Source organism: Mycobacterium sp. 1274761.0 (assembly GCF_001668615.1).
In the GTDB taxonomy this organism is placed as follows: Bacteria; Actinomycetota; Actinomycetes; order Mycobacteriales; family Mycobacteriaceae; genus Mycobacterium.
Genome location: NZ_LZMC01000021.1, coordinates 49,342 through 75,383, shown reverse-complemented (window position 1 = coordinate 75,383; position 26,042 = coordinate 49,342). Strand labels below are relative to the sequence as shown.

Here is a 26,042-nt window from a genome sequence, read left to right as displayed (position 1 = left end):
CTCACTCACCGCCGGACGTGGCGGCCCCGATGTCGAGCACTCCGCCGCCCTCGGGATCCTCCACCTCGACGATCGGGTCGTCGCGGTCGTCGAACTCCAGTCGCAGCGCCCGCGACATGATCGCGTGCATCACATACATCGTCGTGGTGTAGGTGAATTCCAGAATCTCGGTGTCGCTGAACACCTGACGCAACTGTTCGAACAACCGCTCGGGGACGCGACCCTGTTGTCCGGCAAGGCAATCGGTGTATGCGAGTAGCAGCCGCTCGGTGTGGTCGAAGCAGTCAGCGGTCTGCCAGGACGGGATGGCCGCAATCTTCTCCTCGGACAGGCCGGCGGCACGACACGCCTTGCAGTGCTGGGAGAAGACGAACTGGCTACCCACCACCCAGCCGGCGCGGATCTGTCCGAGCTCGCGGTGGTCGGCGCGGATGGAGACCTCTTCGCGGTACAGCCGGAACCCTCGCACGGCGTGCCGCAGCGCGGCGGGCGACTGCGCGAAGACCGTCCACCAGTCACCGATGGTGCCGCCGACGGTGCCCGGTTCGGCCACCGGATCGCGGTCGCCGAACATGAAGTCGTACATGCGAAGCGTGAATTCGTCGGTGACGTCGGGGCGGGGCACCTGGTTGAGTCGTGGCATGGTCCGTATTCAATCACTCACGGGCCGCAGCCCTGACAGCACGATCTCGGCGAAGACATCGCCGATCTGGTTGAGCGTGTTGCGGCCGCCGGGGACATACCAGCGGTGAATCCAGTTGTGCATGCCGAGAATGCCGAGCATCACCAACCGTGAATCGAGATCGGACCGGAACACCGAAGTCTTGATGCCCTCTTCGATGATGGCGAGCAGCGTCTTGCCGTAGGCGTCCGCGTTGGCCACGATCGGTGCCGCCTCGGGGATGGTCGCGATGTGCTGGCTTTCGCTGAAGAGCAGAAAGAGTTCCGGATAGTTCTGGAGGTCTGCGATGAACGATCGCAACGCCGCGCGTAGCTTGTCGTCCGCGGGCCGCTGCGACCGCAGCGCCTCCTCGCAGTGTTTGGTCATCTCGTAGGCGGGCTGTTCGACGAGTGCGACGAGCAGCTCCTCTTTGGTGCCGACGTAGTAGTAGAGCGAGGCGCGGTTGATGCCCACCTCCGCGGCAACATCCTCGAGCCGGGCCCTGGCGTAGCCCTCGCGACGGAACACGACCGTTGCGCCCTTGAGGATGGTCAGCCAGCGTTCGTTGGATGCGCGACGGTCCGCGCTGCGGCGTTCCTGCCTGCGTCGCGCATTGTCGCTCTTGCGAGGTGCGGCGCGGATGTCAGCCTCCTCAGGTCGCGGACGTTGTCGAAGTCAAAATACAGTGTGAACGTGAACGTAGACGTTGACAACCGTGAGGGCCCGCCGTAGCGTCCAAGGCACCAGACAGCGTCATCGTCTGCTGAGGCGCTCCATCGCGTCGCGGAAGTCGTCGCTTTCCATCGCGGCCGCCTCGAGCGAGAGCGACAACGGCAGCACGGCGCCCGAGGCCATCGCGAGGAGACGGTTGATCGCCATCTTGGTGCCCTGCACGGCTTGCGGCGAGAGCGCGGCAAGCCGCTCGGCCATTGCCACCGCCTCGGGGAGCACCTCGTCGACCGGCAGCACTCGAGTAACCAGGCCGAGGCGTTCCGCCTCGGTCGCGGTGAGCAGTTCACCCGCCATCAAAAGATGTTTGGCGCGGTTGATGCCGACAATCAGCGGCCAGATCACCGCCGCACCATTGCCGGCGGGCAGTGCCGCGTGTACGTGCAAGTCGCCGAGCTTGGCGTCGGCAGAGACGAACGAGATGTCGGCGAGGGTGGCCAGCAGCGCACCCAACCCGATGGCGTGGCCGTTGACCGCGGCGATCAGCGGCTTGGACAGCGCAATGATGTCCTCGACGATGTGGCGCGCCTCTTCGATCGGGGTGCGGCCGGTTGACGTCGCATACTCCCGGTCGGGCGACTCGTCGCCGCCGGCGGAGAAGGCACGACCCGCGCCAGTGATCACCACCGCCCGGATGCGCGAATCATCCTGCGCTGCAGCGAATATCGATGACAACTCCGAATGCATGACGTCATCGACGGCGTTGGCCTTCTCGGGGCGGTTCAGCGTGAGAAGGGCGATGCCATCGGTGATCGCAACGTCGATCGTGCGGTATGCGCCTGCGTCAAGCATTCCGATCCCTTCCACACACTCCACCTTGAACGTCGACGTAGATATTAGGAGGCCGCTGGCATGCTGAAGTTCGGAACGTTCATCGCGCCCTACCACCCCGTCCGGGAAAGCCCGCTGACCACCTACGAACGCGACCTCGAACTCATCCAGTGGTGTGACCGTTGGGGATTCGACGAAGCCTGGGTGGGCGAGCATCACTCCGCGGCGTGGGAGAACATCGCCGATCCCGCGATGTTTCTGGCTGTCGCCGGCCAACGCACGCACCACATTCGGTTGGGCTCGGGTGTGGTGAGCCTGCCGTACCACCACCCGATGATGGTGGCCGACCGCTTCGTCCAGCTCGACTACCTGACCCGTGGACGCGCCATGCTCGGCGTGGGCCCGGGGGCACTGATCTCCGACGCGACGATGATGGGCATCGATCCCGTCACGCAGCGTCCCCGGATGAACGAATCGCTCGGGGTCATCACGCGTCTGCTCGCCGGTGAGGTCGTCACCCATCAGAGCGACTGGTTCACCCTGAATGAGGCCCGGCTGCAGATGCTCCCGGTCAACGGGTCGATACCGATCGCCGTGGCGTCGAGCACGTCTCCATCTGGCATGGTGGCGGCGGGCACCCACGGCGCGGGCGTGTTGTCATTGGGCGCCGGTCTGATCGGCGGGAAGAAGGACCTGGCCGCGCACTGGGCGCTGGGGGAGAAGGCCGCCGCCGACAACGGCAAGGATTTCCGACGAGAGGAATGGCGTCTGGTCATCCGTGCGCATCTCGCCTACACACGTGAGCAGGCGATCGCCGAGGTGCGTGAAGGGCGCGAAGCCGAACGCATCGGATACTTCAAACGGGTTGCGGGACTGAAGAACGATTACACGCTCGAGCAGGAGATCGAGGAGGACGCGGCGCTCGTTGGCGGCCCCGACGACATGATCGAAGCCCTGCACCGCTTGCAGAAGATCACCGGCGGGTTCGGCGGATTCCTTGTGCTGGCCGGTGATTGGGCCGACCGCGAGGCGACACTGCGCAGCTATGAGTTGATGGCGCGCTACGTGATCCCCGAGTTTCGCGGGCATCTCGACCCGTTGCGGGCGAGCTACGACATGGTGGTGTCGAAGAAGAAGGACTACGGCGCGCCCGCGATGGCCGCGATCAAGAAGGCCTACGAGGATGCGGGCCAACAGATGCCCGAGGACCTCAACCCGACAAACCTGCGCTGACCTTCCCCGCGAGGGTGCGTGTCTGCCTGCGACGCGCCGCGATTTACCGACATTTCGCGCACGGTCGCGTAAGAGTGGCTGCCGTGATCAGCCTGCCTGCACGACGGCCGTCAGCACCCGGTCGACATCGCCGATGCCGCCGTCAAGCGGGTTGCCACGCTTGATGACCAGCGTGCCGCCGGGCGTGATGGCGACCAGTTGCGGTGAGCTCGAGCCGATTTGAAGCTTGCGCGCGAACCGCACCTGATCCAGCTGTACCAGCGCTCCGCCGCGGTAGCTGAACAGCCCGAGCTTGCGATCGATGACGGCCACCGGACGGCACTGGCTCAACGGCTGCGTGCGACGGGATCGGATCTTGCGGACGACGAAGGAGGTCAGCACTGCGAAAGCGAGGCCGACAGCGGCGAATATCGCGCCCAGTGTCCGTGACGGTGTCCCCGCGATGAGCACGACTAGTCCGAATCCGCCCACCACGAGCGTGACGATGCCCAACACGAACGCGACGATCGTCAGCGCACCTGTACACCGGTCGATGACCAGCACCCGGCGGCCGTCGTCGGTGACGAGGAGTCCGCCCGTATCGGCGATGATCTGCGGCTCGCCGGGTGTGCTCACTCCGGCAGCGTAACCTGCACGGTTGTAACACTGCGGTAGCGTCGTGCGATGTGACGAACATGCGAACAGCGACAATCAGGGTCGGGGCCGCGCTCATGCTCGCAGCAGCGTCAGTCGGGGTGGGCAGCGCACCTGCCAGTGCGGAGGCGACCGGCCATCAGGTCAAGTACATCCTGACATCGGGAACCGGCGTCAGTTTTCAGGTCAACTACCTGACGGCGCAGCCGCCGAGCAAGGCCGCGTACAACGCCGACCCCTACGCCTTCCTCAAGAAGGAAGAAGTCCCCACTCCGTGGGAGTTCACCGTCACGCTCGAGGATCCGCAGTGGGCCACTCTCGATGCCAGCGCCGCCGCGCACGGCGGGCAGGCCGTGCCGGGCGCGCATTGCGAGATCCAGGTCGACGGCCAGGTCGTGAGCCAGGGCGACGGCCCCTATACCGCGCGCTGCCAGCTCGGCAACTGGTAGATCTTCTACAGGCCGCTCGCCAGCTGAAGCTCCGGCTCCGGCGCGTCGACGAACAGCAGCCGCTCGTCGTCTCCGGGTGCGGTGACGATCTCGATTTCGCCGAATCGGCTGGCCGCCTTGCTGACCAGCGAGACCCGCGCCGTCACCGTCTCGGTCGCGCTGATGAGCGGATAGGGACGTACGATCTGCGGATCGCCGACAGCGATGATGAGGTTTTCCCGCGCGCGTACCGCGAGGACGCCGTCCTGCGTTTCGATCAGTGCGCCCGCCACGCCGTTGTCCTCGAAGACCAACCGCGCCAGGCGCACACCGGTGTCCGCCGGTAATTCCGCCTCGGCTGCTTGAAATCTCAACCACGCGTCCAACGACAAGGCCGGCAAATCGGGGCTCAAGGTGACCGCCCCGACGACGGCCGCTTCGACCTTCTCGCTGCTGTTGGTGCATCGCATCCGGACCATCTGCCGGTGCGTCACCCGGTTGTAGACCAGGCTGTGCGGCGCCGCCGCACACTGATGCGCCCACTGCTCGAGCGCAGCGCCGAAGAACGGCTCGATGGCACCGCGGCGCTGCGGCCGTGGGGCATCTTCGGCGGCGCGCACCGGGCAGCGGCCCGAGGCGCGGTCGGCCCCGTCGAACGCGTAGGCGAAGCCAGCCAGGTGCTTCGTGGTCTGCCCGTCTCCGCCCGGGTAGCCGACGGACGCGGCCAGGTCGGCGCCGTCGGCGAGGGCCTCCGTAATGCCCAGGTAGACATCGAGATCCGCATTGTCGGCGACGAGCGCGGCGGCGAGCACACCCGCCTCGGCGCCGATACAGACGACGTCGACCTCGCAGTCCCACTGCGTTTCGATGAACATGCCCTCAACTTCCCACTGTCGCATGGCGGCTGGTGTCGTGCCGGCGGCGACGAATGTCGGCCATTTCGGTGACGATCTTGGCGGTCTGATTTGGCGCGGCGACGCTGGCGACAGTGTGCCTATCCCACCACATCATCTTGGTGCGGTGCCGCTCGTCGGGGTAGGGCGTGGCGGGTATCGGTGCCACCACGCCCCCAGACGACCGCCACCGCGCGAGCACATGGTGGGCGCAGGTGGCCACGCAGAACTGAATACCGAGGACCGCAAGCATGTGACACCCGCTGCGGGCCAGAAGCGCGGTGAGCCGCCGGCTGCGGCCCGGATCGTCGGTCACCCACGCCGACTTCATCTCGACGACGCCGAAGGGCAGACGATCGGCGATCATCTTGCGCACCATGGGCTGAGCGGGTTGGCCCTCCCACTCGACGACGGCGTGGGTGTCCTCGGGCGAGGTCAGCGGACCGATGGCCCGGATGCCGCCGATGACTTTTCCCCTCACGTCGAGCATCGTCCAGAACAGCGTGGTGTCACCGGACCGGCGAACCGCGTCGCCGTCGAATGCGGCACCGATGCCGTGCCCGCGGTAGGAGCGCTCCGCCCCGTCCAGATATGCCTGCCACAGCGAGTCGTCGTCTGCGGGCCTCGCGATCGCCACAGTGCATTCCGTTTCGGGATCACCCCAGCTCACAAGCGCGCCTTCGAGGTGGGGTGAAACGGGCGGGCGTGGCAGTGCGACGACGGTCATGGGCTCTCCCTCAGAGGTGGATTCGGCGCCGGATCCGACATATTGTTCTCGAACAAACGCAAGAGCATGCAGATTCAGCAATGTAACAAGTAAACCTAGATAGTGCTAGTTATCTGTTAGAAATACGATGAAAGTAAACTACCGCGAAAATTAATGGCGCCATATGTGGCATCTGCTTTTGCGTCGTAGACGGCCCAGCCACCGAGGTCGCGGCATCATCGAGACATGTCTTCAGAGACCATGCGCGCCAGCGTGTTGACCGGTGTCGGCAGCCTGACCGTCGAGGAACGCCCGGTGCCCTCGCCCGCTCCGCACGAAGTGCTCGTCGAGGTCGCCGCGGTCGGTGTCTGCGGATCCGACGTTCACTATTACCGTCACGGCCGCATCGGCGACTATGTGGTTCGCGCGCCGATGATCCTCGGCCATGAACTGTCCGGGCGTATCGCCGCGGCCGGCGCGGACGTCGACCCGGGACGGGTCGGCCAGCGCGTGGCAGTCGAGCCGCAACGGCCGTGTCGCCGATGCCACCACTGCCTGTCCGGCCGCTACAACCTGTGCCCGCACATGCGGTTCTTCGCCACCCCGCCGGTCGACGGCGCGCTGTGCCGGTTCGTGACCATCGACGCCGAGATGGCGCATCCGGTGCCTGATTCGATGTCGGACGAGGCTGCCGCACTGCTGGAGCCGTTGTCGGTGGCGATTGCCGCGATGCGCAAGGCCGCCGTGGCCCCCGGAACGAGCGTGCTGATCGCCGGCGCAGGTCCGATCGGGGTGATGTGCGCACAGACCGCGCGGGCGTTCGGCGCGGCGCGGATCGTCGTCTCCGATCCGGCGCCGGCGCGACGGGATCGAGTGCGGCGGTTCGGTGCCACCGAGACGCTGGATCCCTCGTCCGTCGACGTCGCGGCCCTGACCCCAGAGGTCGACGCTTTCATCGACGCCAGCGGTGCGCCGTCCGCGGTCGTCGACGGCATCAAGGCCACTGGGCCCGCAGGCCGCGTCGTGCTCGTCGGTATGGGTGCCGACAACTACCGCCTGCCGGTGTCCTACATCCAGAACATGGAGTTGGTCGTGACGGGTGTGTTCCGCTACACCGACACCTGGCCGGCGGCAACCCATCTGGTGACCTCGGGCGCCGTGGACGTCGACTCGCTGGTGACCGGACGCTTCGATCTCGACCACGTCGATGATGCGCTCAACAGCGACGCCGACCCGGCCAGCCTCAAGTCGATCGTGCTTCCGAACGCTTGACAACGGTTCGAACGTGAGTTCGAATTGAGGGATGCGGTGGGACGGCCAGGGTATCGGCGTCGATGACGGCGCCCTGCCGGGTCTACAGCGCATGGGTTTCGTCCGCAGCGTGCGCACGCCGGAATTCGAGGGCATCACGTTTCACGAAATCCTCTGCAAGTCGGCCTTGAACAAGGTGCCCGAGATGTCGATGGTGCCGTTCCGCTAGACGGTCAACGGCTACCGCGGGTGTTCCCATGCCTGCCGGTACTGTTTCGCGCGACCCACCCACGAATACCTCGACATGGGCTGCGGCACCGACTTCGACTCACAGATCGTCGTCAAGACCAACGTCGCCGAGGTGCTGCGGCGCGAACTGCACCGCAAGTCGTGGCGCCGCGAGACCGTGGCGCTGGGCACCAACACCGATCCGTATCAGCGCGCCGAGGGTCGCTACGCTCTCATGCCGGGAATCATTGCGGCGCTGGCCGACACGGGGACACCGTTCTCGATCCTCACCAAGGGCACGCTGCTGCGACGTGACCTTCCGCTCATCGCCGACGTGGCGACGCGGGTGAACGTCAGCGTTGCGGTGTCACTTGCCATCGGGGATCCGGTGTTGCACAGGGATGTTGAGCCGGGAACGCCCACGCCGCAGGCGCGGCTGGGGTTGGTCACCGCAATCCGCGACGCGGGCCTGGACTGCCATGTGATGGTCGCCCCGGTGCTGCCGAGGCTGACCGACTCCGTCGAGCACCTGGACACCTTGCTCGGTCAGATCGCGGCCGCGGGCGCCAACGGGGTGACGGTGTTCGGTCTGCACCTCCGCGGATCGACCCGCGGCTGGTTCATGTCATGGCTGGCGCGCTCGCATCCGGAGCTGGTCGCCGAATACCGTCAGTTGTACCGGCGCGGCGCATATCTGCCCGCCGACTATCGAAATATGCTGCGCGACAGAGTTACTCCGTTGGTGAACCAGTACGGGTTGGCGCCCGATCGCAGACCGTTCCGCACGGCGGAGGCGTCGGCGGTCCCGCCAACCGAGGTGGCTCAGCCCACCTTGTTCTAGATGGCGATCAGGCCTTGTTCCGCTTGACGTCTTTGAACGGCACGCCGCGATCGGCGGCCGCCTCGCGCGGAAAGCCGAGGACCCGTTCGCCGATGATGTTGCGGGCGATTTCGGTTGTGCCGCCACCGAGCGCTGCTGTCTGGCGCGACAGATAGCGCTCGCCGAACCGGATCAGGTTGTCGTGGCCGTCGACGACTCCCAGGCTGCCGGTCAGCTCGACGGCGGTGTCGAATCCCACCTGATGGGTCTCGGCGTGGGTGATGCGGATGATCGAGCCGGCAGCCGGAGGTAGCGAGCCGTCGAGGACACCGTGGTACACGTGGTCGACCAGCCGTTCCTGCACCGCCTTGTGCACGATCGCCCGGCCCGCCCGCTCGCGGGCGCGTTCGTTGTCGGCTAGCCCCGTCGACTTGAGAAGCCCGACCCAGTCGATGGGCACATCGGTCTTGCCCTCGGCGCCGATGCCGCTGGCGAACTCCGAACCTCCACCGACAGCGCGCCTTTCGTGATACAGCTGCCGCGACGCGACGTGCCAGCCCTCGTTGACCTCACCGACGACGGCGTCGTCGCCGAGCTCGAGGTTGTCGAAGAACTCCTCGCAGAACTCGACGGAGCCGTTCACCTGCTTGATGCGCCGCAGCGTGATGCCGGGGCTGTTGATCGGGACCAGGAACATGGTCAGGCCTTCGTGCTTGGGCACGTCCCAATTGGTCCGCGCCAGCATCAACCCGTAGTCCGCGGCGAAAGCGCTTGTGCTCCACGTCTTTGCGCCGTTGACGATCCACTTGTCGCCTTTGCGATCGGCGCGGGTGATGACACCCGCCAGGTCGGATCCGCCGCTGGGCTCCGACAGCAACTGGACCAGCACCTCGTCGCCGCGCAACGCGGCTGAGATGTGCTGCTTCTTCTGCTCTTCGCTGCCGGTGTCGAGAATGGTTGCCGCACAGATCGTGAACGTCGGGGTGTTGAGGATGACGGGCAACTCGTATTCGCGCGAGACCTCGTCGAACGCCCGCTGATACTCGATGGGCAGTCCCAGCCCGCCGTACTCGCGCGGGAAGCAGATACCGGCGAACCCGCCCTCGTAGAGCATCTTCTGCAGCTGACGTGCGCGTTGCCACGGCGCTTCCTCGCCGCGGTCGGCCTCGGGGGGATTGGCCGGGTCGATGCGTGGCATGTTCGCGGCGAGCCACGCGGCGGCCCGCTCGGCGAACTCGGCGACGGTTTCGGTGATCGGCGGGGCCGACGTCGTCTCGGTCATGTCAGGCAGACTCCCGCTCGGTCAGGGCATAGGCGCGCAGGTTGTGATCCTCCGGAGTGCCGAACATCGAGCGGTCGAGCATGACCCGCCGCAGGTAGATGTGCAAGTCGTGCTCCCACGTCACGCCGATTCCACCGTGCAGCTGTATGCAGTCCTGCAGCATGCCTGGGGCGTATTCGCCCACATAGGATTTCGCGACGCTGACCGCCATCTCCGCGTTGGGGGAGCGGTCGGCGACTTCGGCGACTGCGGCATTGGTGGCGGCCTTGCACGCCTCGAACCAAATCTTCAAATCGGCGTATTTGTGCTTGAGCGCCTGATACGAGCCGAGCGGCCGGCCGAACGAGTGCCGGTCGAATCCCCACTGGATGGTGAACTTCAAGACCGCGTCGAGGATGCCGACGACCTCGGCGCACTGCAGAATCTGCGCGATCTGGCTCTGCCGGGCAATCAGTTCCGCGGTCTGCTCGGCCGAGCCGACGGCTGCCGAAGCGTCGATCTCAACACCGTCGAAATGCACACGCGCGTAGCTCTTCACAAGGTCGAGCGATCGCTGCGCCTCGATGCGCACGCCCGCCGCGTCGGTCGGCACCAGGAACTGCACGACGGAGTCCTCGCAGTTCGCCACCACGAGCAGGACCTCGCTCCGGTCGCCTGCCTCGACGCGATCCTTGACGCCGTCGAGCCGGATACCCGAACCGGTGGGCGTCGCAGTGAGGGTGGGTTGCAGCGGCGCCCAGGATCGCCCGGGCTCGTCCACCGCCCACGACGCGATGAGCTCACCGCTGACCAGCGATTCGATTGTCTCCAAGTGGTTTTCCGGTGCCTCGACGAGACCGGCGAGCACCGTGCTGACGGGGTGCAGCGGCCCGGGCGCGACGGTCTTGCCCGCGAGTTCGGCCACCAGCGCCAGGTCTTTCACGCCGTTGCCCGAGACGGAACCCCCGCCGAGGTTCTCGGGCACCAGCAGGCTCGTCCAGCCGAGGTCGGCCGCCCGCCGCCACCAGCCGGTGTCGAAGGAGATGCCGGCAGCGTGGAGTTCACGCAGCCGGCTCAGCGATGCTTCTTTCTCCAGGAACGACTGTGTCGTCGAGGCGAAGAGCAGGACCTCGGGGTTCGTGGGTTCGCTCATTCAGGCAGGGATCACCAGAGGCGGAACGTCCGGATTGTGGACGATCTTGTTGGGCACCTTGAACAGATCGATCATGTTGCCGCCCATGACCTTTCGTTGCCCCTCTTCGTCGAGGCCCTGCAGGTCGTCGATCAGCTTGGTCGGCTCGGCGAGACCCTCCGGGTGCGGCCAGTCAGATCCGAAGATCACCCGGTCGACACCGATCAGCTCGGCCATCTTGGCGAAGTCGTCCTCCCAGAACGGAGCGACGTACACGCCGCGCTTGAACGCCTCGATCGGGTTCTCCGGGAACTCCTGCGGCATCTTCTTGTACACGCCGTCGAACTGCTTGAACAGGTAGGGCACCCAGTCCGCCCCGTTCTCGATCGACAGAACCCGCAGGTCCGGGTTGCGGGTCAGCGCGCCATGGCACACCAGCGCTGCCATCGAGTCCTCGATGGGACGCTTGCCCATCGACACCATCCGGAACGCGGTCGGCTTGAACGGCAAGTACTCGTCGGCGGGCTCCCAGTCGTTGAGGTATTCGGCATATCCAGAGTCCGAGGCGTGCATCGACACCGGGATGCCGGCCTTCACGCAGGCGTCCCAGAACGGATCGAACTCGGGCAGGCCGAACGACCGGGTGCCGCGCAGCCCGGGCACCGGCGCGGGCCGCACCAGCACCGTCTTGGCGCCGCGCTCCAAACACCATTCGAGCTCTTCGAGTGCGCGGTCCATGATGCCCAGGTTGATCACCGGCGTGGAGAAGATCCGGTCTTCGTAGTTGAACTGCCATGTCTCGTACATCCACACGTTGAGGGCGTGGATGACGTCGGCGATGAGTTCGGGGTCGTCCTTCATCCGCTCCTCGACCAGGCTGGCCAGGGTCGGGAACATCAGGGAGTAATCGAGGCCGAGGCTGTCCATGACCTCGAGGCGTGCGGCGGGTTCGCGGAACGCCGGAATCGCCTTCATCGGCTTGCCCATAACCTCGCGGAAACTCTTGCCGCCGCTGCCGTGCTTGAAGTACTCCTCCTGGGCGCCCGGCCGCGCGACGACTTCGAACGTCGGGTTCGGAATGTAGTCGCTGACCTGGTTGCGCACCATGATCTTGGTGCGTCCGCGGACCTCGATGTAATCGATGGCGTTCTTGCGGCGGTCCGGCAGGAACTGCGTCAACGCCTCTTTCGGCTCGTAGAAGTGGTTGTCGGCGTCGAACACCGGATAGGGCAGCTGTCGGGCGGCCATCTTCGCCTCCTGAGAGTCTGGTTCTGAGCTGGTGGTAATGACATTACCACTTTCGGACCAGCGAAAACACCGGGGCCTGAGAAGCAGTTTCTCGGCAGGTCAGGCCGGGTCGGCCCCGAGCGCGGTGACGCAGAAGTCGAAGATGTGACGCGCCCCGACTGGGACTCCGTTGAGCTCCGCGCCGAGGACATGCAGGCGCATGGCGCCAAGCGCCGTCTGCATGATGAGCGCGGCGGTGGCGTCGACGTCGACGTCGCTGCGGAATGAGCCTTCGGCGATGCCGCGGTTGATGATGTCCTTGATCAGCTCGTGGAGAGGGGAGAGCACCCGGGCGTATTCGCGCGGCAGGGTCTCGGCGAGGCGATCGTTGTAGTTGGTCAGGCCGCGGTTCACCTTGTCCTGGGTGGTGGTTTCGGCCGGCCTGCAGATCCGGTCGATCAGCATCTTTAGCGCAGCGACCGGCGGCAGGTCGGCGGTGTCGCTGCGCCACTTGCGTGTGGATTCGGACATGATCTTGTCGATCAATGCGAGCAGCAACTCGTCCTTGGTGGAGAAATGCTGATAGAAGGATCGCAACGAGGTCTTGGAGCGTTCGACGACCTCCAGCACGGTGAAGTCGGTGCGGCCGGTCTCGCCAAGGATCGCCAGCGCGGACTTCATGAACCGCCGCTCGCGGGGCTCGATATCGGCGTCGGCGGAGGAGCGGGCGCTCGACTTCGCCATCGTTGACACCTTCCCGCTCGCGGTACTCGGCACAAATGTCAGCCTGACAGTGTCGCCGTGCATATATAGCCGCGACGTCGCTCTCAGCGTGACATTGCGTCGATGCTCAAGCCCTGGTAATGACATTACCGCTTTTGCGGATGCTCGGTTACTGTTCCCTCCCATGACGACACACTCAGCGCAGACGCCATGGACGGTGCAGTCACTGCTCGACCTGTTCGACGTGGCTCCTGATGGCGAGAACCGCTTCATCGCCCAAACGGGTCCCGCCGGCGAGGACGACCGCCAGGTTGTCGAAGGCACCCAGGTGCTGGCGCAGATGGTCGTCGCCGCCGCCAAGCGGTTCGGGGGAAAGTCGGTGCGGTCGGTGTACGCGGTGTTCGCGCGCGCGGTGCTGGTCGCGGCGGGTCCGGTGGAGCTGGAGATCGATGTTGTCGCCGAAGGTCGATCCACCGCGACGGCGGTGGTGACCGCCACGCAGAACGGTAAGCGCTGTGTTACCGCAACGCTTCTCGCCGATGTGCCCACCGGCGACGTGATCCGTCATCACCTGCCCCGTCCGCACGTGACCGCGCCGGGGGATGCCAATGTCTGCCAGATGCCGATGGTGGGTCGCGACGTGCGGTTGGTCGACGTGGTCGATGTGAACAGTCCCGACGAGGTGGGGCCGCCGGAAATCTATGCCTGGCTGCACTACGACCCAATCCCTGAACGCGACGACCTCGCCAAGGCGTTGATTGCGTATTTCACTGGCCATCTTGGCATTTCGACGACCATGCGTGCCCATGAGGGGATCGGCACCAGCCAGTCGCACCTCACGGTATCGACCGCGCCGATGACGGTGGCGGTGTCGTTTCACGAGCCGGTTCGATGGAACGGCTGGATCCTGTACTCCCACGAGAGCACCCAGGTCGGTGCCGGGATGTCCTACATCCGCGGCACCGTGCACACCGAAGAGGGTGAGCTGATCGCTTCGTTTACTCAGGACGCGCTGATCCGTCCGCTGCGGACATCCGACACGGCGATCAAGGAACAGTCGCGGCTGTAACATGCCGAACGCGCCCTTTACAAGTTGGCGCAGAAGTGTCACGCTGTCGTCTGTGGCGCAGACATCCCGCACCTTCAAGCGCGACGATCAACGACCGGCACGGGCGCGGCTGCGCGCCAGCACGGTGCTGCGGCACGAAATGACCGTTGTTGCAGCCGATGTCGCAGATGTGGTGCTGTCGGCGGGCGGCTGGCTGTACGACCGCAGCATGGCCGGCTGGCGCGTCAGCGTTCTGGTCTCCGATCGCGCCGACGACCGGGCGCTGCGCATTCTGGGCGCCGACGTATTCGACCTGAGCGGCGACCTCGAGGCGATCACCGACGATCCGGATCGGGCCGGCACCCTCGCCGTCTCCGCCGAGGTGTACACCGCCGACGCGCGGGTGCGGCGGTTCGTCACAGTATCGGACCGCCGCCGCGCCGAAGTGGCGCTCTGGGGCGATGCGGATGCACTCGATCAGAAGGTCAGCGCCGTGCGTTACCGGCCTTCGGCGGCCGCTCAGGCGTTCAAGGCGCAGGCGCTGCTGGCTGCCGGTTTGTCGATCGACTCGGTGCCTGCCAGCGAGACGCTGTACCGGTGCGGCGTGACCGCACTGGCAATCAGATCTTGAGATAGCCCTTGTCCGCGGGGATTTGAGCCGCTGTCACCAGAGATGACGCGTCGCTGGCCAACCACACCACGATGTCGGAGACAAGGCCCGGCGCGGCCAACGAATCAGTCGGCAGTGCGCCGGGCGAATAGCTGTGGATGAAGTTCTGGTGGTCGGCGAACATCTGCCACATCGACGCATCGTTGCCCATCGGGGTGTCGGTGCCGTAGGGGTGCACCGAGTTCACCCGAATCCCATACTCGCCCAACTCGACTGCCAGTGAGTTTGTCAGCCCGACGACGCCGAACTTGCTCGCGCAATAGTGCCCGCAGCCGGGTACGGCCTTGATGCCCGCCGCGGAGCTGATCGTGATGATCGAACCGCCGTTGCCGGCCTCGATCATCGGTGGCACCACCGCCTTGACGGTGTTCCACAACCCGGTGAGGTTGACGTCGATGACGTCCTGCCACTGCTGCGCCGAAATCTCCCATAGCCGACCCCAATTGAGAACGCCGGCGTTGGCGACGACGATGTCGAGCCGGCCGAATTGCTCGACGGCGTCGGCCACCACCCGCTGCTGGCCGGCGAGGTCACGGATATCGACCTCCTCGGCGCGGATCTTGCGGCCTTCGCCCTCGACGAGGTTCACCGTCTCGGCGAGATCGGCCGGTGTGGCGGGCGGGTAGCCGTTGTGGTCGGCGACCGGACCACACGCATCGACGGCGACGATGTCGGCGCCGGCCCGGGCCAACCGGACGCAATGCGACCGTCCCTGACCACGCGCGGCACCGGTGACATAGGCGACTTTGCCTGCCAGCGGCGTGTCCTCAGCCATGGTCGACATCGTAGGCCGCCGCGGCCGTACGGATCTTGTCGCCCGCTGCCGAAATGATCGGATCACCGTGCCCGAAGCACGCGGTTTCGACGTCGAGCGCGGCCAACCGCTGGAACGACGCGACGCTGCGCGCCCGATCCTGGTTGAACGTGCCCAGCATCACGGTGCCCACATTGGCGATCGAGTCGCCGGTAAACAGGATGCCGTTGGCGGGCAGATAGACCGCGATGCTGCCCTCCGTGTGGCCGGGAATCGCAAGGACGCGCGCACCGCCACCGAAGTCGAGGACATCCCCGTCGTTGAGCTCCCGGTCGACGGGCACGGCGGGTGCGGTGCGCGGGAGCCCCGCGGTAACACGTTCGTAGATAGGAGTTTCCCAGTCTTCGAAAACGATCGGTGGCATGTCGGCTTCACCGCGGATGACGGCGGCGTCACCTGCGCCGGCCATGACGGGAGCACCTGTGGACTGGCGTAGCTCTGCCGCCGAGCCGACGTGGTCGACATGACCGTGCGTCAACACGATTCGGTCGATCCCCGGCACGACGGACTCGATGGCAGGGCCCGATCCGGGCGCTCCGGTGTCGATGAGCGTGGCCGAGTCGCCATCTCGCCACACATAGACCTGCCAGCCGTTGACCCGCAACATCGTAAGGTTCGGTGTGACGGTGAGCGATTCCATCGAAGTGACCTTATGGCCCAGCTCACTCGCCAGACAACGCCGACCTGAGGACATCGAGCGGCAGGCCGCCCAGATCCAAAGCGCGGCGGTGGAATTCCTTCAACGGCACGCCGCGACCGACCGCATCGTCGCGCAGTTGTTGCCAGATCCGCTGGCCGATCGAGTACGACGGCGCCTGGCCGGGCCAACCGAGATAGCGGTCCAACTCGAAGCGCAGGTTCGCTTCCGCCATCGCGCTGTGCGTCTGCAGAAACACCCACGCCCGGTCGGCGTCCCATTTACCGCCGTCGGGGGCCGTCAGGCCACAATGCACGCCGATGTCGATGACCACCCGGGCCGCTCGGAACCGTTGGGCGTCAAGCATTCCCATCCTGTTGCCGGCGTCGTCGAGCCAGCCCAGTTCGGCCATCAGCCGCTCGGCGTACAGCGCCCATCCCTCGCCGTGCCCGGACACCCAGCAACCCAGCCGGCGCCAGCGGTTGAGCTGATCGGCCAGCACGACCGCCCGGCCGATCTGCAGATGATGCCCTGGAACGCCTTCGTGGAACACGGTGGTGGTTTCACCCCACGTGTGGAAGTCCTCTTTGCCCGGGGGCACCGACCACCACATCCGTCCGGGCCTGGTGAGATCTTCCGACGGGCCTGTGTAATAGATGCCGCCGGTGTGCGTCGGCGCGATCATGCACTCCAGCTTGCGCAGCGGCTCGGCGATCTCGAAATGCGTATCGGCGAGTGCGTCGACCACCCGGTCGGACAGCTCCTGCATCCAGGCCTGCAGTGCGTCGGTGCCGTGCACCCAATAGCGCGGTTCCTCGTCCAACCGGCTCAGGGCTTCGGCCACCGTCGAGCCCGGATAGAGCCGGTGGGCAACCGATTCCTGTTCGGCGACAATGGAATGCAGTAGGTCCAAGCCCCACTCGTAGGTCTCGTCGAGATCGACTTCCCCACCCAGATACAGCCTCGAGTACAGCCGATAGGCGTCGCGTCCGAACGCATCCTCGCCGCGGGCCGACGGGCCGACCTCGTCGCGCAGGACCGCGGCGAGCGAGCTGTACGCGTCCGCGGCCGCTGATGCCCGCCCCTGCAGTTCGGCGTGCAACACCTCGTTACCGGGTGCAGCGTCGGCGACCATCTGAAAGAAGAGATGCTGGATCTGACCCGCCTGCTCGATTCCCCGACCCACCTGCCGAATGGCGGGCGCACGGCCTGCGGCCAGTGCCGCGCGCAGCGACTCGGCATAACCCGCGACGCGGTCGGGAATCCGCGACATCCGCTCGCTGATCACCCGCCAGTCGTCGTCGGTGTCGGTGGGCATCAGGTCGAACACGTCGCGCATGGCCTGCAGCGGCGAGGCGATCACGTTCAGCTCACCGATGTCGAGCCCGGCCTCGTGCAGTTCCAGCTGGATACCCAGCCGTTCGCGCATCGCGGCGAGGGTCACGTCGTCGACATCATCGTCCGCGGCGACGCCGTCGAGCTCGCGCAGCGCCCCGCGGGCGGCTTCGGCCCGCGCGACATACCCGTCGGGGGAGTAGTCGGTGATCTCGGTGTCGTAGGTGTGGTCGTCACTGACGATCCCCATATCCGTTGCAGCACAAGGGTCCAGCGCTGCGAAGGTCGCGAGGTAGCGCTCGGCTACGGCGTCGACGTCGGTGGTGCGCCTACCCAAGATCGCGAGCGTGGAAGGTATCGCACTTGTTCGGATCACCGGTCTGGTATCCGGTCGTGAACCAGTGCTGTCGTTCTTCGGAAGAGCCATGGGTCCACGACTCCGGATTCACCCGGCCGGTGGCGTTTTCCTGAATTCGGTCGTCACCGACCGATTCCGCCGCGGACAGCGCGTCGGCGATGTCCTTGTCGGTCAACGGTTTCAGGTACGGAACGTCGGTGCCCTCTTGCTTGGTGATCGCCGCGTAATGGGCCCACACGCCGGCATAACAGTCGGCCTGAAGTTCGGTCCGCACCCCGTTGCCGCCGGCGCCCTGGGCGCCCTGCTGAGCTTTGCCGAGCACTCCTTGCAGGTCCTGTACGTGGTGGCCGAATTCGTGTGCGACCACATATTCCTGCGCCAACGGCCCGTCGCTGGAGCCGAATTGATCGTGAAGCACCTGAAAGAAGCCGGTGTCGAAGTATGCGGTCTGATCAACCGGGCAGTAGAACGGGCCGACGTCGCTAGTGGCCGGGCCGCATCCGGTATTCACGTCATCCTTGAAAAGTCGGACATGTGGTCGGGTGTACCCAGGCATCAGCTGCTGCCACACCCCGTCGACCGAGGTTACGGTTGCCGCCACCCGGCAGTCGACGTTGTTGTTCGCGTCGGCGCCCGTCTTGCACTGGCTGAGGTCGGCCCCTGGCTCGGCTTCGATTCCCGAGTCGGCATAGCCCCCTTGGGTCTGCGGGATGACGTCGTTCGGGTTCACTCCGAGCAGGAGTGCGACCACCACGATGACCAGTCCGCCGAAACCGCCGCCGATGGCGATTCCGCGCCCGGGGCCGCGGCCGCCGCCGCCGCTGGTCGAGATCGTGCTGGTGTCGATCTGCATACCCTCGTTGAAGGTCATGGCTTCCAGCTTTGCACACTACGATCCGGGGGTGTGGCAGTCGTTGCCAGAGATACCACCATCGCCAGTACCCGCTGCGGGGACCTGCGTGGCACCACTGAATGCGGTGTCGGCGTCTGGCGTGGTGTCCCGTACGCCGAGCAGCCGGTCGGTGAACGCCGGTTCCTCGCTCCCGCACCGCTCAAGCCATGGTCAGGGCTGCGCGACGCAGTCGAACACGGGCCGCTGCCGCCGCAAAGCAAGTCGTTCGTCGGCGGTGGCCGCGACGATCCGAAGGTGCGCGACGAGGCGTGTTTGACGCTGACGGTGTGGTCGCCGGACACCACTGCGTCGTTGCCGGTGATGGTGTGGATTCCCGGCGGTGCGTTCGTTTTCGGGGCGGGCCAGTTCCAGCTGTACAACGGGTCGCGGCTGGCGGCCAACGGCAACGTCGTGGTGGTCAACCTGACCTACCGGATCGGTGTTTTCGGCGGCTTCGAGCTGAGCGATCTGGGCGACGGGTTCGACGACAATCTCGCACTGCGAGACCAGATGGCCGCGCTGCGATGGATCAAGGACAACATCGCCGCGTTCGGGGGTGACCCCGACCGGGTGACGATCTTCGGCGAATCCGCGGGCGGCACGTCGGTGCTGGCGCTGATGGCCAGCCCGGCCGGTTCGGGGCTGTTTCGCCGCGCGATTGCGCAGAGTCCGGCGCTGCCCTTGATTGCCGACCGCGAGGTGCGGGCGCGGCGGGCGCATGAATTCCTGCAGCGACTCGGGGTGCGCGCCGACGAGGTGAAGGGCCTGCCGCAACGAGAGCTGCGCCGGGCGGCGGGCCGGCTCCAGATGAAGAGCGCAGCGACCACACCGACATTGGCCTACGGGCTGACCTACGGCGTCGATCTGCTGCCGCAGCACCCGGTGGACGCCGCGCGGGCCGGCGCGCTGGCCAAGCTGCCGCTGATCATCGGCACCAACAGCCATGAGGCGTCGATGTTCGTCTGGACCAAGCCGCCGATGCTGCCGACCACGACGGCCTCCATCGACGCATACATCGCGCGGGTCGCGCCCGACGCGCGGGAGCGACTGCTGGCGGCGTATCCGGCTTATCCGCGGCGGCGCGAGCTGGTGGCGTTCGGCTCCGATGTCATGTTCGGCGCACCGACGTGGGCCTTCGCCGACGCCTACAGCGCGCACGCGCCGACGCACATGTACCGGTTCGATCACTTCGGCTTCAGCCTGCGGCTGCTGGGACTGGGTGCCACCCACGGCAGCGAGATCGTCCACGTCCACCACAGCTACAGCTCGTTCCTCGGGCGCAAGATGCATCCGCTGGGACGGCGCCTGGCACCCGCAGTGGGCAAGCGCATGCAACGGACCTGGCTGGACTTCTCGGCGCAGGGCTGGGAGACCGGCGAGATCGAATGGTCCAGCGGACATGACTGGCCCACGTATGACCGCGAGCGACGGCTGACGCGCATCATCCAGTCGTCGCGCGACACCGTCGTCGCCGATCCGGACAGCGAGCGCCGTCAGGCCTGGGCCGGCCTCTACTGAGCGCCTCGGTGCCGTCGAGTTCTGCGTTATGGCAGTAGTCGGCTGAAGATTGCGACCCTGCGGCAGAACTCGGCGAAAGGAGGAGCGCCGCTACGAAGCCACGGCTGGGTAGCGAGCCGCGGCGTAGTCGCACAGGTTGTACAGGAATTTCTGGAACAGCCACGACATCACCGGCCGCCCGAGCGTCATCCCGAGCCTTGCGGCGACACCGTTGGGCTTCATCGCCATCACCCAGGTCAGATGGCAACCGCCGGGAGTGGCCACGATGCGGTAGTCCTCCGCGAACGCGGCGATGCTTCCCGTCGAGGCCTCGTTGAACCGAAAAGCCATGTGCAAGTGCGGTTCCCAGGCGAGGTATTCCTCGTCGCCGGTGATGCCGCCCCGCATGTTGACGACCCTGGTGGTGCCGAGGCCGTGCGGCTGCGGACTGGTCCACGTCACTTTGGTGATCACCGTCGCCCAGTGCGGCCACGAGTCGGCGTCGTCGAGCACCTCCCACACCTGCTCGGGTGTTATCGGCAGGTCGACGCTGCTGACGAACCGGAACGGCGCGTTTTCGATGAAGTCCAACTCGACGCGTTCGCATGGCTTCATGGCCATACAGGTTAGACGACAGTGTTTAGCCCGGTCCGTCGCTCGCCGCGGCCAATAACGCGACCAGGCCGTCGCTGATCGGGGTGGCCAGCCCGTGTCGTGCCCCCTTGCGCGAGATGACGCCGTTGCGGATGTCCCACTCCAACCGCCGGCCCGCTTCCCGGTCGGTGAGCATCGAGGTGGTCATGTCCTCGGGCGCTTTTGCGAAGAGGCCGACGATCTCGTCGATCACGTCATCGCCGAGGGTGGCGCCCTCGGCGCGCGCCACCGCAAGACATTCCGCCAGATATCGCCGCGACAACGCCGCAACGTCCGCACGGCGGAACATGCCCGAGCGGCGGCCGGTCAACACCATCAGATCCGCGAGCGCATTCACCAACAGCTTGCGCCACGCCTCCGTGACGAAGTCGGGGTCGAGTTCGACGGTCACGCCCGCATCCCTCAGCGGGGCTGCGAGCCGTTGCGCACCATCCGATTCGGGCAACACCAGCCGCACGCCCGTGCGCAACCGGACCCAGCCTTCGGGGTGCGGTTCCGCCGAGAACCAGACAACTGCGGGCACCACTTCCGACATCGGACACATCGGGCCGACCCGCTCGACTTGCTCGACGCCGTTCTGCAGTACACACACGACGGTGCGGTCGTCGCAGAGCCGCGACAACCATCCCGCCGCACTCTGGTTCTGGGTGTCCTTGACCGCCAGCAGCACCACGTCGGCCGGGCCGTCGACGTCGGCGGGGTCGGTGCGTACCGGCCCGGGCACGATGATCGGGTCGCCTTCGTCGGGCCTGACCTCGACCTCGTTGCGCGGGGTACGCCCGAACACCTGCACGGGATGTCCCGCCGCGTGCAGCAAGGCCGCCATGGTCGAGCCGATCGCGCCGGGCCCGACTACGGCGATGGGGGTACGCACCAGGCCAAGCTACCGGCGGATTCGTCCCCTCTACACTTGGCAATCGTCTCGTCAGGCCATTCCCAGGGAGTTTTTAGTGCTGCGCAGCCATGCCGCCGGTTCGCTACGAGCCACCGACGCCGGTCAGACGGTGACGTTGGCCGGCTGGGTGGCGCGCCGCCGTGACCATGGCGGCGTGATCTTCATCGATCTGCGTGACGCCTCGGGGGTGTCGCAGGTGGTGTTCCGCGAAGCGGACGTTGTCGAGGCCGCCCACCGGCTGCGCTCCGAGTTCTGCGTCGCCGTCGAGGGTGTCGTCGAGGTCAGGCCGGAAGGCAACGCGAACCCGGAGATCGCCACCGGCGACATCGAGGTCAACGCGACCTCGCTGACGGTGCTGGGGGAGAGCGCACCGCTGCCCTTCCAGCTCGACGAACAGCCCGGCGAGGAGGCGCGGCTCAAGTACCGCTACCTCGACCTGCGCCGGGACGGGCCCGGCCACGCGATCCGGTTGCGCTCCAAAGTCAATGCCGCCGCCCGTGAGGTGCTCGCACGGCACGACTTCGTCGAGATCGAGACCCCGACGATGACCCGCTCAACCCCGGAAGGCGCCCGCGACTTTCTGGTGCCCGCCCGGCTGCAGCCGGGGTCGTTCTACGCCCTGCCGCAGAGCCCGCAGCTGTTCAAGCAACTCCTCATGGTGGCGGGCATGGAGCGCTACTACCAGATCGCGCGCTGTTACCGCGACGAGGATTTCCGCGCCGACCGTCAGCCGGAGTTCACCCAGCTCGACCTTGAGATGAGCTTCGTCGACACCGAGGACGTGATCGCGGTCTCCGAGGAGATAGTCGCCGCCTTGTGGCGGTTGATCGGCTACGACGTGCCGCTGCCCTTGCCGAGGATCACTTACGCCGATGCGATGCGCCGGTTCGGTTCGGATAAACCCGATCTGCGGTTTGGCCTCGAACTCGTTGAGTGCGCCGACTACTTCACGGAAACGCCGTTTCGGGTCTTCCAGGCGCCGTACGTGGGGGCCGTCGTCATGCCCGGCGGCGCATCTCAACCGCGTCGCACGCTGGACGCGTGGCAGGACTTCGCCAAACAGCGCGGGCACAAGGGGTTGGCCTATGTGCTCGTCGGGGAGGACGGCTCTCTCGGCGGTCCGGTCGCCAAGAACCTGTCCGACGCCGAACGGGACGGCCTGGCCGCTCACGTCGGTGCGTCGCCCGGGGACTGTGTGTTCTTCTCGGCTGGTCCGGCGAAGAGCTCCAGGGCGTTGCTGGGCGCGGTCCGCACCGAGATCGCCAAGCGGCTCGACATGATCGACCAAAACGCCTGGGCCTTCACCTGGGTAGTGGATCCGCCGCTGTTCGAACCCGCCGACGACGCGACGGCACACGGCGACGTCGCGGTCGGCTCCGGTGCATGGACCGCAGTGCACCACGCCTTCACCGCGCCGAAGCCCGAGTTCGAGGACAGCATCGCCAGCGACCCGGGCAGTGTGTTGGCCGATGCGTACGACGTGGTCTGCAATGGCAACGAGATCGGCGGCGGTTCGATCCGTATCCACCGCCGCGACGTTCAGGAACGGGTGTTCGCGGTGATGGGCTTGGACAAGGCCGAAGCCGAGGAGAAGTTTGGATTCCTGTTGGAGGCGTTCACCTTTGGCGCGCCACCGCACGGCGGGCTGGCCTTCGGCTGGGACCGCACGACCGCGCTGCTGGCGGGCGCGGACTCGATCCGCGAAGTGATCGCCTTCCCGAAGTCCGGCGGCGGCGTTGACCCGCTGACCGGCGCGCCCGCACCCATCACGGCACAGCAGCGTAGGGAATCCGGAATAGATGCCAAACCCGAGAAGCTTGACAAGACATGACGCAAGACGCTGACGCGATGAACGCGTTCAACAACAGCATCGTCGAGGAGTTCCGCGCCAACGGCGGGAAGGTGGGCGGCCCGTTCGACGGCGCCGACCTACTGCTGCTGCATTCGACAGGCGCCAAGTCCGGCCGACGACGGCTGGCACCGCTGGCCTATTTCAAATCGACGGAAAGTTGATCATCGTCGGATCGAAGGCGGGCGCCGACACCAACCCCGACTGGGTGCACAATCTGCGGGCGCAGCCGCGGGCATACATCGAGATCGGTACCGACGCCTACGACGTCACCAGTCGCGAACTGCCGCGGGAGGAGCGCGACCGGGCGTTCAGCCAGCTCGTCGCCGCCTCACCGGTTTTCGCCGAGTACCAGTCGAAGACCAGCCGCGTCATTCCGCTGTTCGAGCTGAGCCGGGCGTAGCCGGTCGGCTACAACTTCCCCTGCCGGCCGTCCTCGCCGATCTTGAGTATCGGAGTCCGATTCTCCGGTTGGATCTGTTCCCAGAGGCCGTCCCTGCCGAATTCCCGTGCGCGTTGATCCTGGCGCCTTAACCAGTCCTCGGCACTCTTGATCCGGTTGGGGTGGATCTCGTCGAGCAGCGCGTAATCCCGTTTGATCACTCGGTATTTCCAGAGATTCCAGAAGCCGGTGAAGTTGGCGCGGACGTCCATCGTGCTCTTGTCTTTCCGGTCGGCGTTGTACCCCGCGGGCGCGTCGGCGATGACGCTGAGTGGACCGGTTCGCCAGTAGGTGTCCAGGTCGGTGTCGACATAGCGCGCCGGATGCCCGGTGACCTTCTCGAACGCAGCTGCGAGATCGGCGTAGGCGATATCGTCGACAGCGACCTCGAGGTCCATGCCGTTCGCGCGCTCGGGATGGTCGAAGAGCCACCGCACGTAGTGACCGCAATCCTCGAGCGCCACGTGCGGCACCGCCCCATCGCCGAGTGGGACACGCCACGTCAGGACGCCGTCCTCCAGGGTGGGCGTCATCGGCGTACCCGCTGAAATCACCATCTCGAGGTAGGGGCCAGAGGTGAACACCGCCGCGCCCATCCGGTCCCGATTCAGCTGATTCTGGAACAGGATCCACTCGCCGACGCGGCCCTTGCCGTCGTAATGGCCGGTGCGGAACCGAGAGTCGTATCCAGCCTTCTTGAGCCCGTAGTCGAGGTTCCCGTAGACGAAGAACTTGACCCCTTCTTCGATGGCGATCTCGTAACTGCGTATCGCCCAGTAGATCTCGCTCTTCTCGCCGGTGTTGAACCCGTCGATGTTGACGAAGGCCCCATCGCAGCCGCGGAACCCCTCACGTAGCGTCGCTTCGTCGGCGAACGACCCCTCCACGGCGGAGACGTTGTCGAGTTCAAGCAGTTCCCTGGCTCGCCGACTGCCGGCATCGCGGGTGAGGAAACGAACAGAGTATTTATTGTCGGCGACGAGCGCACGGATGATCGGCATGCCCTGGGCTCCGGTGCCGCCGACAACGAAGATGTTCGAGGTGGTGTGAGAAGACATTGGCCGACTCACAACCGCTCGATGATGGTGGCGTTGGCCATGCCGCCCGCCTCACACATCGTCTGCAACCCGTAGCGACCGCCGCGCTGTTCGAGCGCATTGACCATCGTGGTCATGATGCGGACCCCGCTGGCGCCCAACGGATGTCCGATCGCGATCGCGCCGCCGTTGAGGTTCGTCTTCGCCAGGTCAGCGCCAGTGTCCTGCGCCCACGCCAATACGACCGGAGCGAAGGCCTCGTTGACTTCGAAGAGGTCGATGTCGGCCAGGCCCAGGCCCGCACGCGTCAGCACCTTCTCGGTGGCCGGGATGACGCCGGTCAGCATGTACAGCGGATCGGATCCGACGACGGTGGCGGTGTGAATACGCGCCAGCGGACGCAGGCCGTGGCGCTTGGCCGACTCCGACGTGGTGATCAGCACCGCTGCGCTGCCATCCGACAGCGGCGACGAGTTGCCCGCGGTGATCTCCCACTGAATCTGCGGGAAACGGGCTTCGTACGCCGGGTTGTAGAACGCCGGCTTCAGGTTCGCCAGCGTCTCCACCGTCGTGCCGGGTCGGATGATCTCGTCGGTGGCCAGGCCCGCGATGGGGGCAAGCTCGTTGTCGAAGCGGCCCTCTTTCGTTGCCGCGGCGGCCTTTTCGTGGCTGCCCGCAGAGAAGTCGTCGAGCTGCTGGCGTGAGAATCCCCACTTCGCGGCGATCAGCTCTGCGCTGATACCTTGCGGCACAAGCCCGTCGGGGTACCGCTGAGCCATTGCGCCGACCGGGTCGCTGTCGGGCAGTACGCTCGAACCCATCGGCACCCGGCCCATCGACTCGACGCCTGCGGCGATCACGATGTCGTACGCGCCGGCGATCACGCCCTGGGCGGCGAAGCTGATCGCCTGCTGGCTGCTGCCGCACTGGCGGTCGACGGTCGTGCCCGGCACCGATTCGGGGAAGCCCGCGCCGAGCAACGCATTGCGCGCGATGTTGGCGGCCTGATCGCCGACCTGTGTGACCGCACCCGCGATGACGTCGTCGACCTGTACCGGGTCGACGCCCGTGCGCGCCACGAGTTCCTTCAAGCTGTGGGCGAGCAGGTCGACAGGAAGCACGTCGTGCAGCGCGCCGCCGGCCTTGCCCTTTCCGATCGGGGTGCGTACCGCTCCGACGATGACCGCATCGCGCCCTGCATATTTCGACATTGCTGCC

25 protein-coding genes and 2 pseudogenes are annotated in these 26,042 nt (G+C 66.2%); 9 read left to right on the top strand and 18 right to left on the bottom strand.

The genetic code is table 11. The features are described 5' to 3' along the window. Position 1: 1 nt before the first annotated feature. The 3 genes from A5651_RS03910 to A5651_RS03900 form a co-directional block, all read right to left on the bottom strand. The gene (locus A5651_RS03910) at positions 2 to 643 is read right to left on the bottom strand and encodes a carboxymuconolactone decarboxylase family protein (protein WP_066975758.1); all 642 of its coding nucleotides are present in this window, start codon (positions 641 to 643) and stop codon (positions 2 to 4) included. A gap of 9 nt (positions 644 to 652) precedes the next feature. Next, positions 653 to 1,210 (bottom strand): TetR/AcrR family transcriptional regulator, encoded by a 558-nt coding sequence (locus tag A5651_RS03905; protein WP_255361785.1) that lies wholly within the window; start codon positions 1,208 to 1,210, stop codon positions 653 to 655. A 204-nt stretch (positions 1,211 to 1,414) separates the two neighbouring features. After that, a complete protein-coding gene (locus A5651_RS03900; protein ID WP_156662573.1) occupies positions 1,415 to 2,197 on the bottom strand; it encodes an enoyl-CoA hydratase/isomerase family protein in 783 nt (260 codons plus the stop codon). 45 nt (positions 2,198 to 2,242) lie between these two features. On the opposite strand from A5651_RS03900, the gene A5651_RS03895 reads away from it, so the two are divergent. Continuing rightward, positions 2,243 to 3,394 (top strand): LLM class flavin-dependent oxidoreductase, encoded by a 1,152-nt coding sequence (locus A5651_RS03895; protein WP_066975752.1) that lies wholly within the window; start codon positions 2,243 to 2,245, stop codon positions 3,392 to 3,394. Between the two features lie 87 nt (positions 3,395 to 3,481). Here the strand turns inward: A5651_RS03895 and A5651_RS25635 are convergent, their stop codons facing one another. Beyond that, a complete protein-coding gene (locus A5651_RS25635; RefSeq protein WP_197496531.1) occupies positions 3,482 to 4,009 on the bottom strand; it encodes a hypothetical protein in 528 nt (175 codons plus the stop codon). A 59-nt stretch (positions 4,010 to 4,068) separates the two neighbouring features. On the opposite strand from A5651_RS25635, the gene A5651_RS03885 reads away from it, so the two are divergent. Beyond that, positions 4,069 to 4,476: a hypothetical protein gene (locus tag A5651_RS03885; RefSeq protein ID WP_156662571.1), complete on the top strand. Its 408-nt coding sequence runs from the start codon at positions 4,069 to 4,071 to the stop codon at positions 4,474 to 4,476. A gap of 5 nt (positions 4,477 to 4,481) precedes the next feature. Here the strand turns inward: A5651_RS03885 and A5651_RS03880 are convergent, their stop codons facing one another. Together A5651_RS03880 and A5651_RS03875 are read right to left on the bottom strand one after the other, a co-directional pair. Next, complete coding sequence (locus tag A5651_RS03880; RefSeq protein ID WP_066975750.1) at positions 4,482 to 5,330, bottom strand: hypothetical protein; 849 nt, start codon at positions 5,328 to 5,330, stop codon at positions 4,482 to 4,484. A 4-nt stretch (positions 5,331 to 5,334) separates the two neighbouring features. Next, on the bottom strand, positions 5,335 to 6,075 hold the full coding sequence (locus tag A5651_RS03875) for a hypothetical protein (RefSeq protein ID WP_066975748.1): 741 nt from the start codon (positions 6,073 to 6,075) through the stop codon (positions 5,335 to 5,337). Between the two features lie 225 nt (positions 6,076 to 6,300). Between A5651_RS03875 and A5651_RS03870 the strand changes: the two genes are divergently transcribed. Then, the gene (locus A5651_RS03870) at positions 6,301 to 7,326 is read left to right on the top strand and encodes an NAD(P)-dependent alcohol dehydrogenase (protein WP_066975746.1); all 1,026 of its coding nucleotides are present in this window, start codon (positions 6,301 to 6,303) and stop codon (positions 7,324 to 7,326) included. 31 nt (positions 7,327 to 7,357) lie between these two features. Next, positions 7,358 to 8,374: pseudogene (locus A5651_RS03865) on the top strand (Rv2578c family radical SAM protein). A 7-nt stretch (positions 8,375 to 8,381) separates the two neighbouring features. Here the strand turns inward: A5651_RS03865 and A5651_RS03860 are convergent. From A5651_RS03860 to A5651_RS03845, 4 genes are all read right to left on the bottom strand, one after another. After that, the gene (locus A5651_RS03860; protein WP_066975744.1) at positions 8,382 to 9,635 is read right to left on the bottom strand and encodes an acyl-CoA dehydrogenase family protein; all 1,254 of its coding nucleotides are present in this window, start codon (positions 9,633 to 9,635) and stop codon (positions 8,382 to 8,384) included. A 1-nt stretch (position 9,636) separates the two neighbouring features. Beyond that, a complete protein-coding gene (locus A5651_RS03855) occupies positions 9,637 to 10,767 on the bottom strand; it encodes an acyl-CoA dehydrogenase family protein (protein ID WP_066975743.1) in 1,131 nt (376 codons plus the stop codon). Then, positions 10,768 to 11,994, bottom strand: a complete 1,227-nt coding sequence (locus A5651_RS03850; RefSeq protein ID WP_066975741.1) for an amidohydrolase family protein — start codon at positions 11,992 to 11,994, stop codon at positions 10,768 to 10,770. Positions 11,995 to 12,093: 99 nt separating this feature from the next. Next, entirely contained in the window at positions 12,094 to 12,717 is a 624-nt protein-coding gene (locus tag A5651_RS03845; RefSeq protein WP_066975739.1) for a TetR/AcrR family transcriptional regulator, read from the bottom strand. Between the two features lie 163 nt (positions 12,718 to 12,880). Between A5651_RS03845 and A5651_RS03840 the strand changes: the two genes are divergently transcribed. Both A5651_RS03840 and A5651_RS03835 read left to right on the top strand, forming a co-directional pair. Beyond that, the gene (locus tag A5651_RS03840) at positions 12,881 to 13,765 is read left to right on the top strand and encodes an acyl-CoA thioesterase II (RefSeq protein WP_066975738.1); all 885 of its coding nucleotides are present in this window, start codon (positions 12,881 to 12,883) and stop codon (positions 13,763 to 13,765) included. Between the two features lie 52 nt (positions 13,766 to 13,817). Further along, positions 13,818 to 14,375 (top strand): hypothetical protein, encoded by a 558-nt coding sequence (locus tag A5651_RS03835; protein ID WP_156662569.1) that lies wholly within the window; start codon positions 13,818 to 13,820, stop codon positions 14,373 to 14,375. Here the strand turns inward: A5651_RS03835 and A5651_RS03830 are convergent. From A5651_RS03830 to A5651_RS03815, 4 genes are read right to left on the bottom strand one after another with little or no spacing between them, the layout of a single operon-like run. Next, a complete protein-coding gene (locus A5651_RS03830) occupies positions 14,365 to 15,198 on the bottom strand; it encodes a mycofactocin-coupled SDR family oxidoreductase (protein ID WP_156662567.1) in 834 nt (277 codons plus the stop codon). The two genes, A5651_RS03835 and A5651_RS03830, sit on opposite strands and share 11 nt — an antisense overlap. Further along, complete coding sequence (locus A5651_RS03825) at positions 15,182 to 15,868, bottom strand: MBL fold metallo-hydrolase (protein ID WP_082943572.1); 687 nt, start codon at positions 15,866 to 15,868, stop codon at positions 15,182 to 15,184. The genes A5651_RS03830 and A5651_RS03825 overlap by 17 nt, the downstream gene beginning before the upstream one ends. Before the next feature lie 22 nt (positions 15,869 to 15,890). Continuing rightward, a complete protein-coding gene (locus tag A5651_RS03820) occupies positions 15,891 to 17,537 on the bottom strand; it encodes a DUF885 domain-containing protein (RefSeq protein WP_066975733.1) in 1,647 nt (548 codons plus the stop codon). Next, complete coding sequence (locus A5651_RS03815; RefSeq protein WP_066975731.1) at positions 17,530 to 18,429, bottom strand: neutral zinc metallopeptidase; 900 nt, start codon at positions 18,427 to 18,429, stop codon at positions 17,530 to 17,532. The genes A5651_RS03820 and A5651_RS03815 overlap by 8 nt, the downstream gene beginning before the upstream one ends. A 33-nt stretch (positions 18,430 to 18,462) precedes the next feature. On the opposite strand from A5651_RS03815, the gene A5651_RS03810 reads away from it, so the two are divergent. Then, positions 18,463 to 19,968 carry a carboxylesterase/lipase family protein gene (locus A5651_RS03810; RefSeq protein WP_066975729.1) on the top strand — a complete coding sequence of 502 codons (1,506 nt, stop codon included), beginning with the start codon at positions 18,463 to 18,465 and terminating at the stop codon, positions 19,966 to 19,968. Positions 19,969 to 20,058: 90 nt separating this feature from the next. Here the strand turns inward: A5651_RS03810 and A5651_RS03805 are convergent, their stop codons facing one another. Both A5651_RS03805 and A5651_RS03800 read right to left on the bottom strand, forming a co-directional pair. Next, entirely contained in the window at positions 20,059 to 20,568 is a 510-nt protein-coding gene (locus A5651_RS03805) for an SRPBCC family protein (RefSeq protein WP_066975727.1), read from the bottom strand. A 19-nt stretch (positions 20,569 to 20,587) separates the two neighbouring features. Further along, on the bottom strand, positions 20,588 to 21,475 hold the full coding sequence (locus tag A5651_RS03800; RefSeq protein ID WP_082943571.1) for an oxidoreductase: 888 nt from the start codon (positions 21,473 to 21,475) through the stop codon (positions 20,588 to 20,590). 76 nt (positions 21,476 to 21,551) lie between these two features. Between A5651_RS03800 and aspS the strand changes: the two genes are divergently transcribed. After that, the gene (gene aspS / locus A5651_RS03795; protein ID WP_066975724.1) at positions 21,552 to 23,327 is read left to right on the top strand and encodes an aspartate--tRNA ligase; all 1,776 of its coding nucleotides are present in this window, start codon (positions 21,552 to 21,554) and stop codon (positions 23,325 to 23,327) included. Further along, positions 23,324 to 23,748: pseudogene (locus A5651_RS03790) on the top strand (nitroreductase family deazaflavin-dependent oxidoreductase). The gene aspS and the pseudogene A5651_RS03790 overlap by 4 nt, the downstream one beginning before the upstream one ends. 8 nt (positions 23,749 to 23,756) lie before the next feature. Here the strand turns inward: A5651_RS03790 and A5651_RS03785 are convergent. Then, positions 23,757 to 24,845, bottom strand: a complete 1,089-nt coding sequence (locus A5651_RS03785; RefSeq protein WP_066975722.1) for an NmrA family NAD(P)-binding protein — start codon at positions 24,843 to 24,845, stop codon at positions 23,757 to 23,759. An 8-nt stretch (positions 24,846 to 24,853) separates the two neighbouring features. Further along, the gene (locus A5651_RS03780; RefSeq protein WP_066975720.1) at positions 24,854 to 26,035 is read right to left on the bottom strand and encodes an acetyl-CoA C-acyltransferase; all 1,182 of its coding nucleotides are present in this window, start codon (positions 26,033 to 26,035) and stop codon (positions 24,854 to 24,856) included. Positions 26,036 to 26,042: the final 7 nt, after the last annotated feature.

Excerpts from the sequence above, each read along its gene's own strand:
- A5651_RS03850 (WP_066975741.1), bottom strand. The coding sequence starts at position 11,994 with ATGGCCGCCCGACAGCTGCCCTATCCGGTGTTCGACGCCGACAACCAC.
- A5651_RS03815 (WP_066975731.1), bottom strand. The coding sequence starts at position 18,429 with ATGACCTTCAACGAGGGTATGCAGATCGACACCAGCACGATCTCGACC.
- A5651_RS03895 (WP_066975752.1), top strand. The coding sequence starts at position 2,243 with ATGCTGAAGTTCGGAACGTTCATCGCGCCCTACCACCCCGTCCGGGAA.
- A5651_RS03840 (WP_066975738.1), top strand. The coding sequence starts at position 12,881 with ATGACGACACACTCAGCGCAGACGCCATGGACGGTGCAGTCACTGCTC.
- A5651_RS03825 (WP_082943572.1), bottom strand. The coding sequence starts at position 15,868 with ATGGAATCGCTCACCGTCACACCGAACCTTACGATGTTGCGGGTCAAC.
- A5651_RS03785 (WP_066975722.1), bottom strand. The coding sequence starts at position 24,845 with ATGTCTTCTCACACCACCTCGAACATCTTCGTTGTCGGCGGCACCGGA.
- A5651_RS03870 (WP_066975746.1), top strand. The coding sequence starts at position 6,301 with ATGTCTTCAGAGACCATGCGCGCCAGCGTGTTGACCGGTGTCGGCAGC.
- A5651_RS03880 (WP_066975750.1), bottom strand. The coding sequence starts at position 5,330 with ATGTTCATCGAAACGCAGTGGGACTGCGAGGTCGACGTCGTCTGTATC.
- A5651_RS03885 (WP_156662571.1), top strand. The coding sequence starts at position 4,069 with ATGCGAACAGCGACAATCAGGGTCGGGGCCGCGCTCATGCTCGCAGCA.
- A5651_RS03805 (WP_066975727.1), bottom strand. The coding sequence starts at position 20,568 with ATGGCCATGAAGCCATGCGAACGCGTCGAGTTGGACTTCATCGAAAAC.
- A5651_RS03875 (WP_066975748.1), bottom strand. The coding sequence starts at position 6,075 with ATGACCGTCGTCGCACTGCCACGCCCGCCCGTTTCACCCCACCTCGAA.
- A5651_RS03855 (WP_066975743.1), bottom strand. The coding sequence starts at position 10,767 with ATGAGCGAACCCACGAACCCCGAGGTCCTGCTCTTCGCCTCGACGACA.
- A5651_RS03910 (WP_066975758.1), bottom strand. The coding sequence starts at position 643 with ATGCCACGACTCAACCAGGTGCCCCGCCCCGACGTCACCGACGAATTC.
- A5651_RS03830 (WP_156662567.1), bottom strand. The coding sequence starts at position 15,198 with ATGTCGACCATGGCTGAGGACACGCCGCTGGCAGGCAAAGTCGCCTAT.
- A5651_RS03780 (WP_066975720.1), bottom strand. The coding sequence starts at position 26,035 with ATGTCGAAATATGCAGGGCGCGATGCGGTCATCGTCGGAGCGGTACGC.
- A5651_RS03845 (WP_066975739.1), bottom strand. The coding sequence starts at position 12,717 with ATGGCGAAGTCGAGCGCCCGCTCCTCCGCCGACGCCGATATCGAGCCC.
- A5651_RS03860 (WP_066975744.1), bottom strand. The coding sequence starts at position 9,635 with ATGACCGAGACGACGTCGGCCCCGCCGATCACCGAAACCGTCGCCGAG.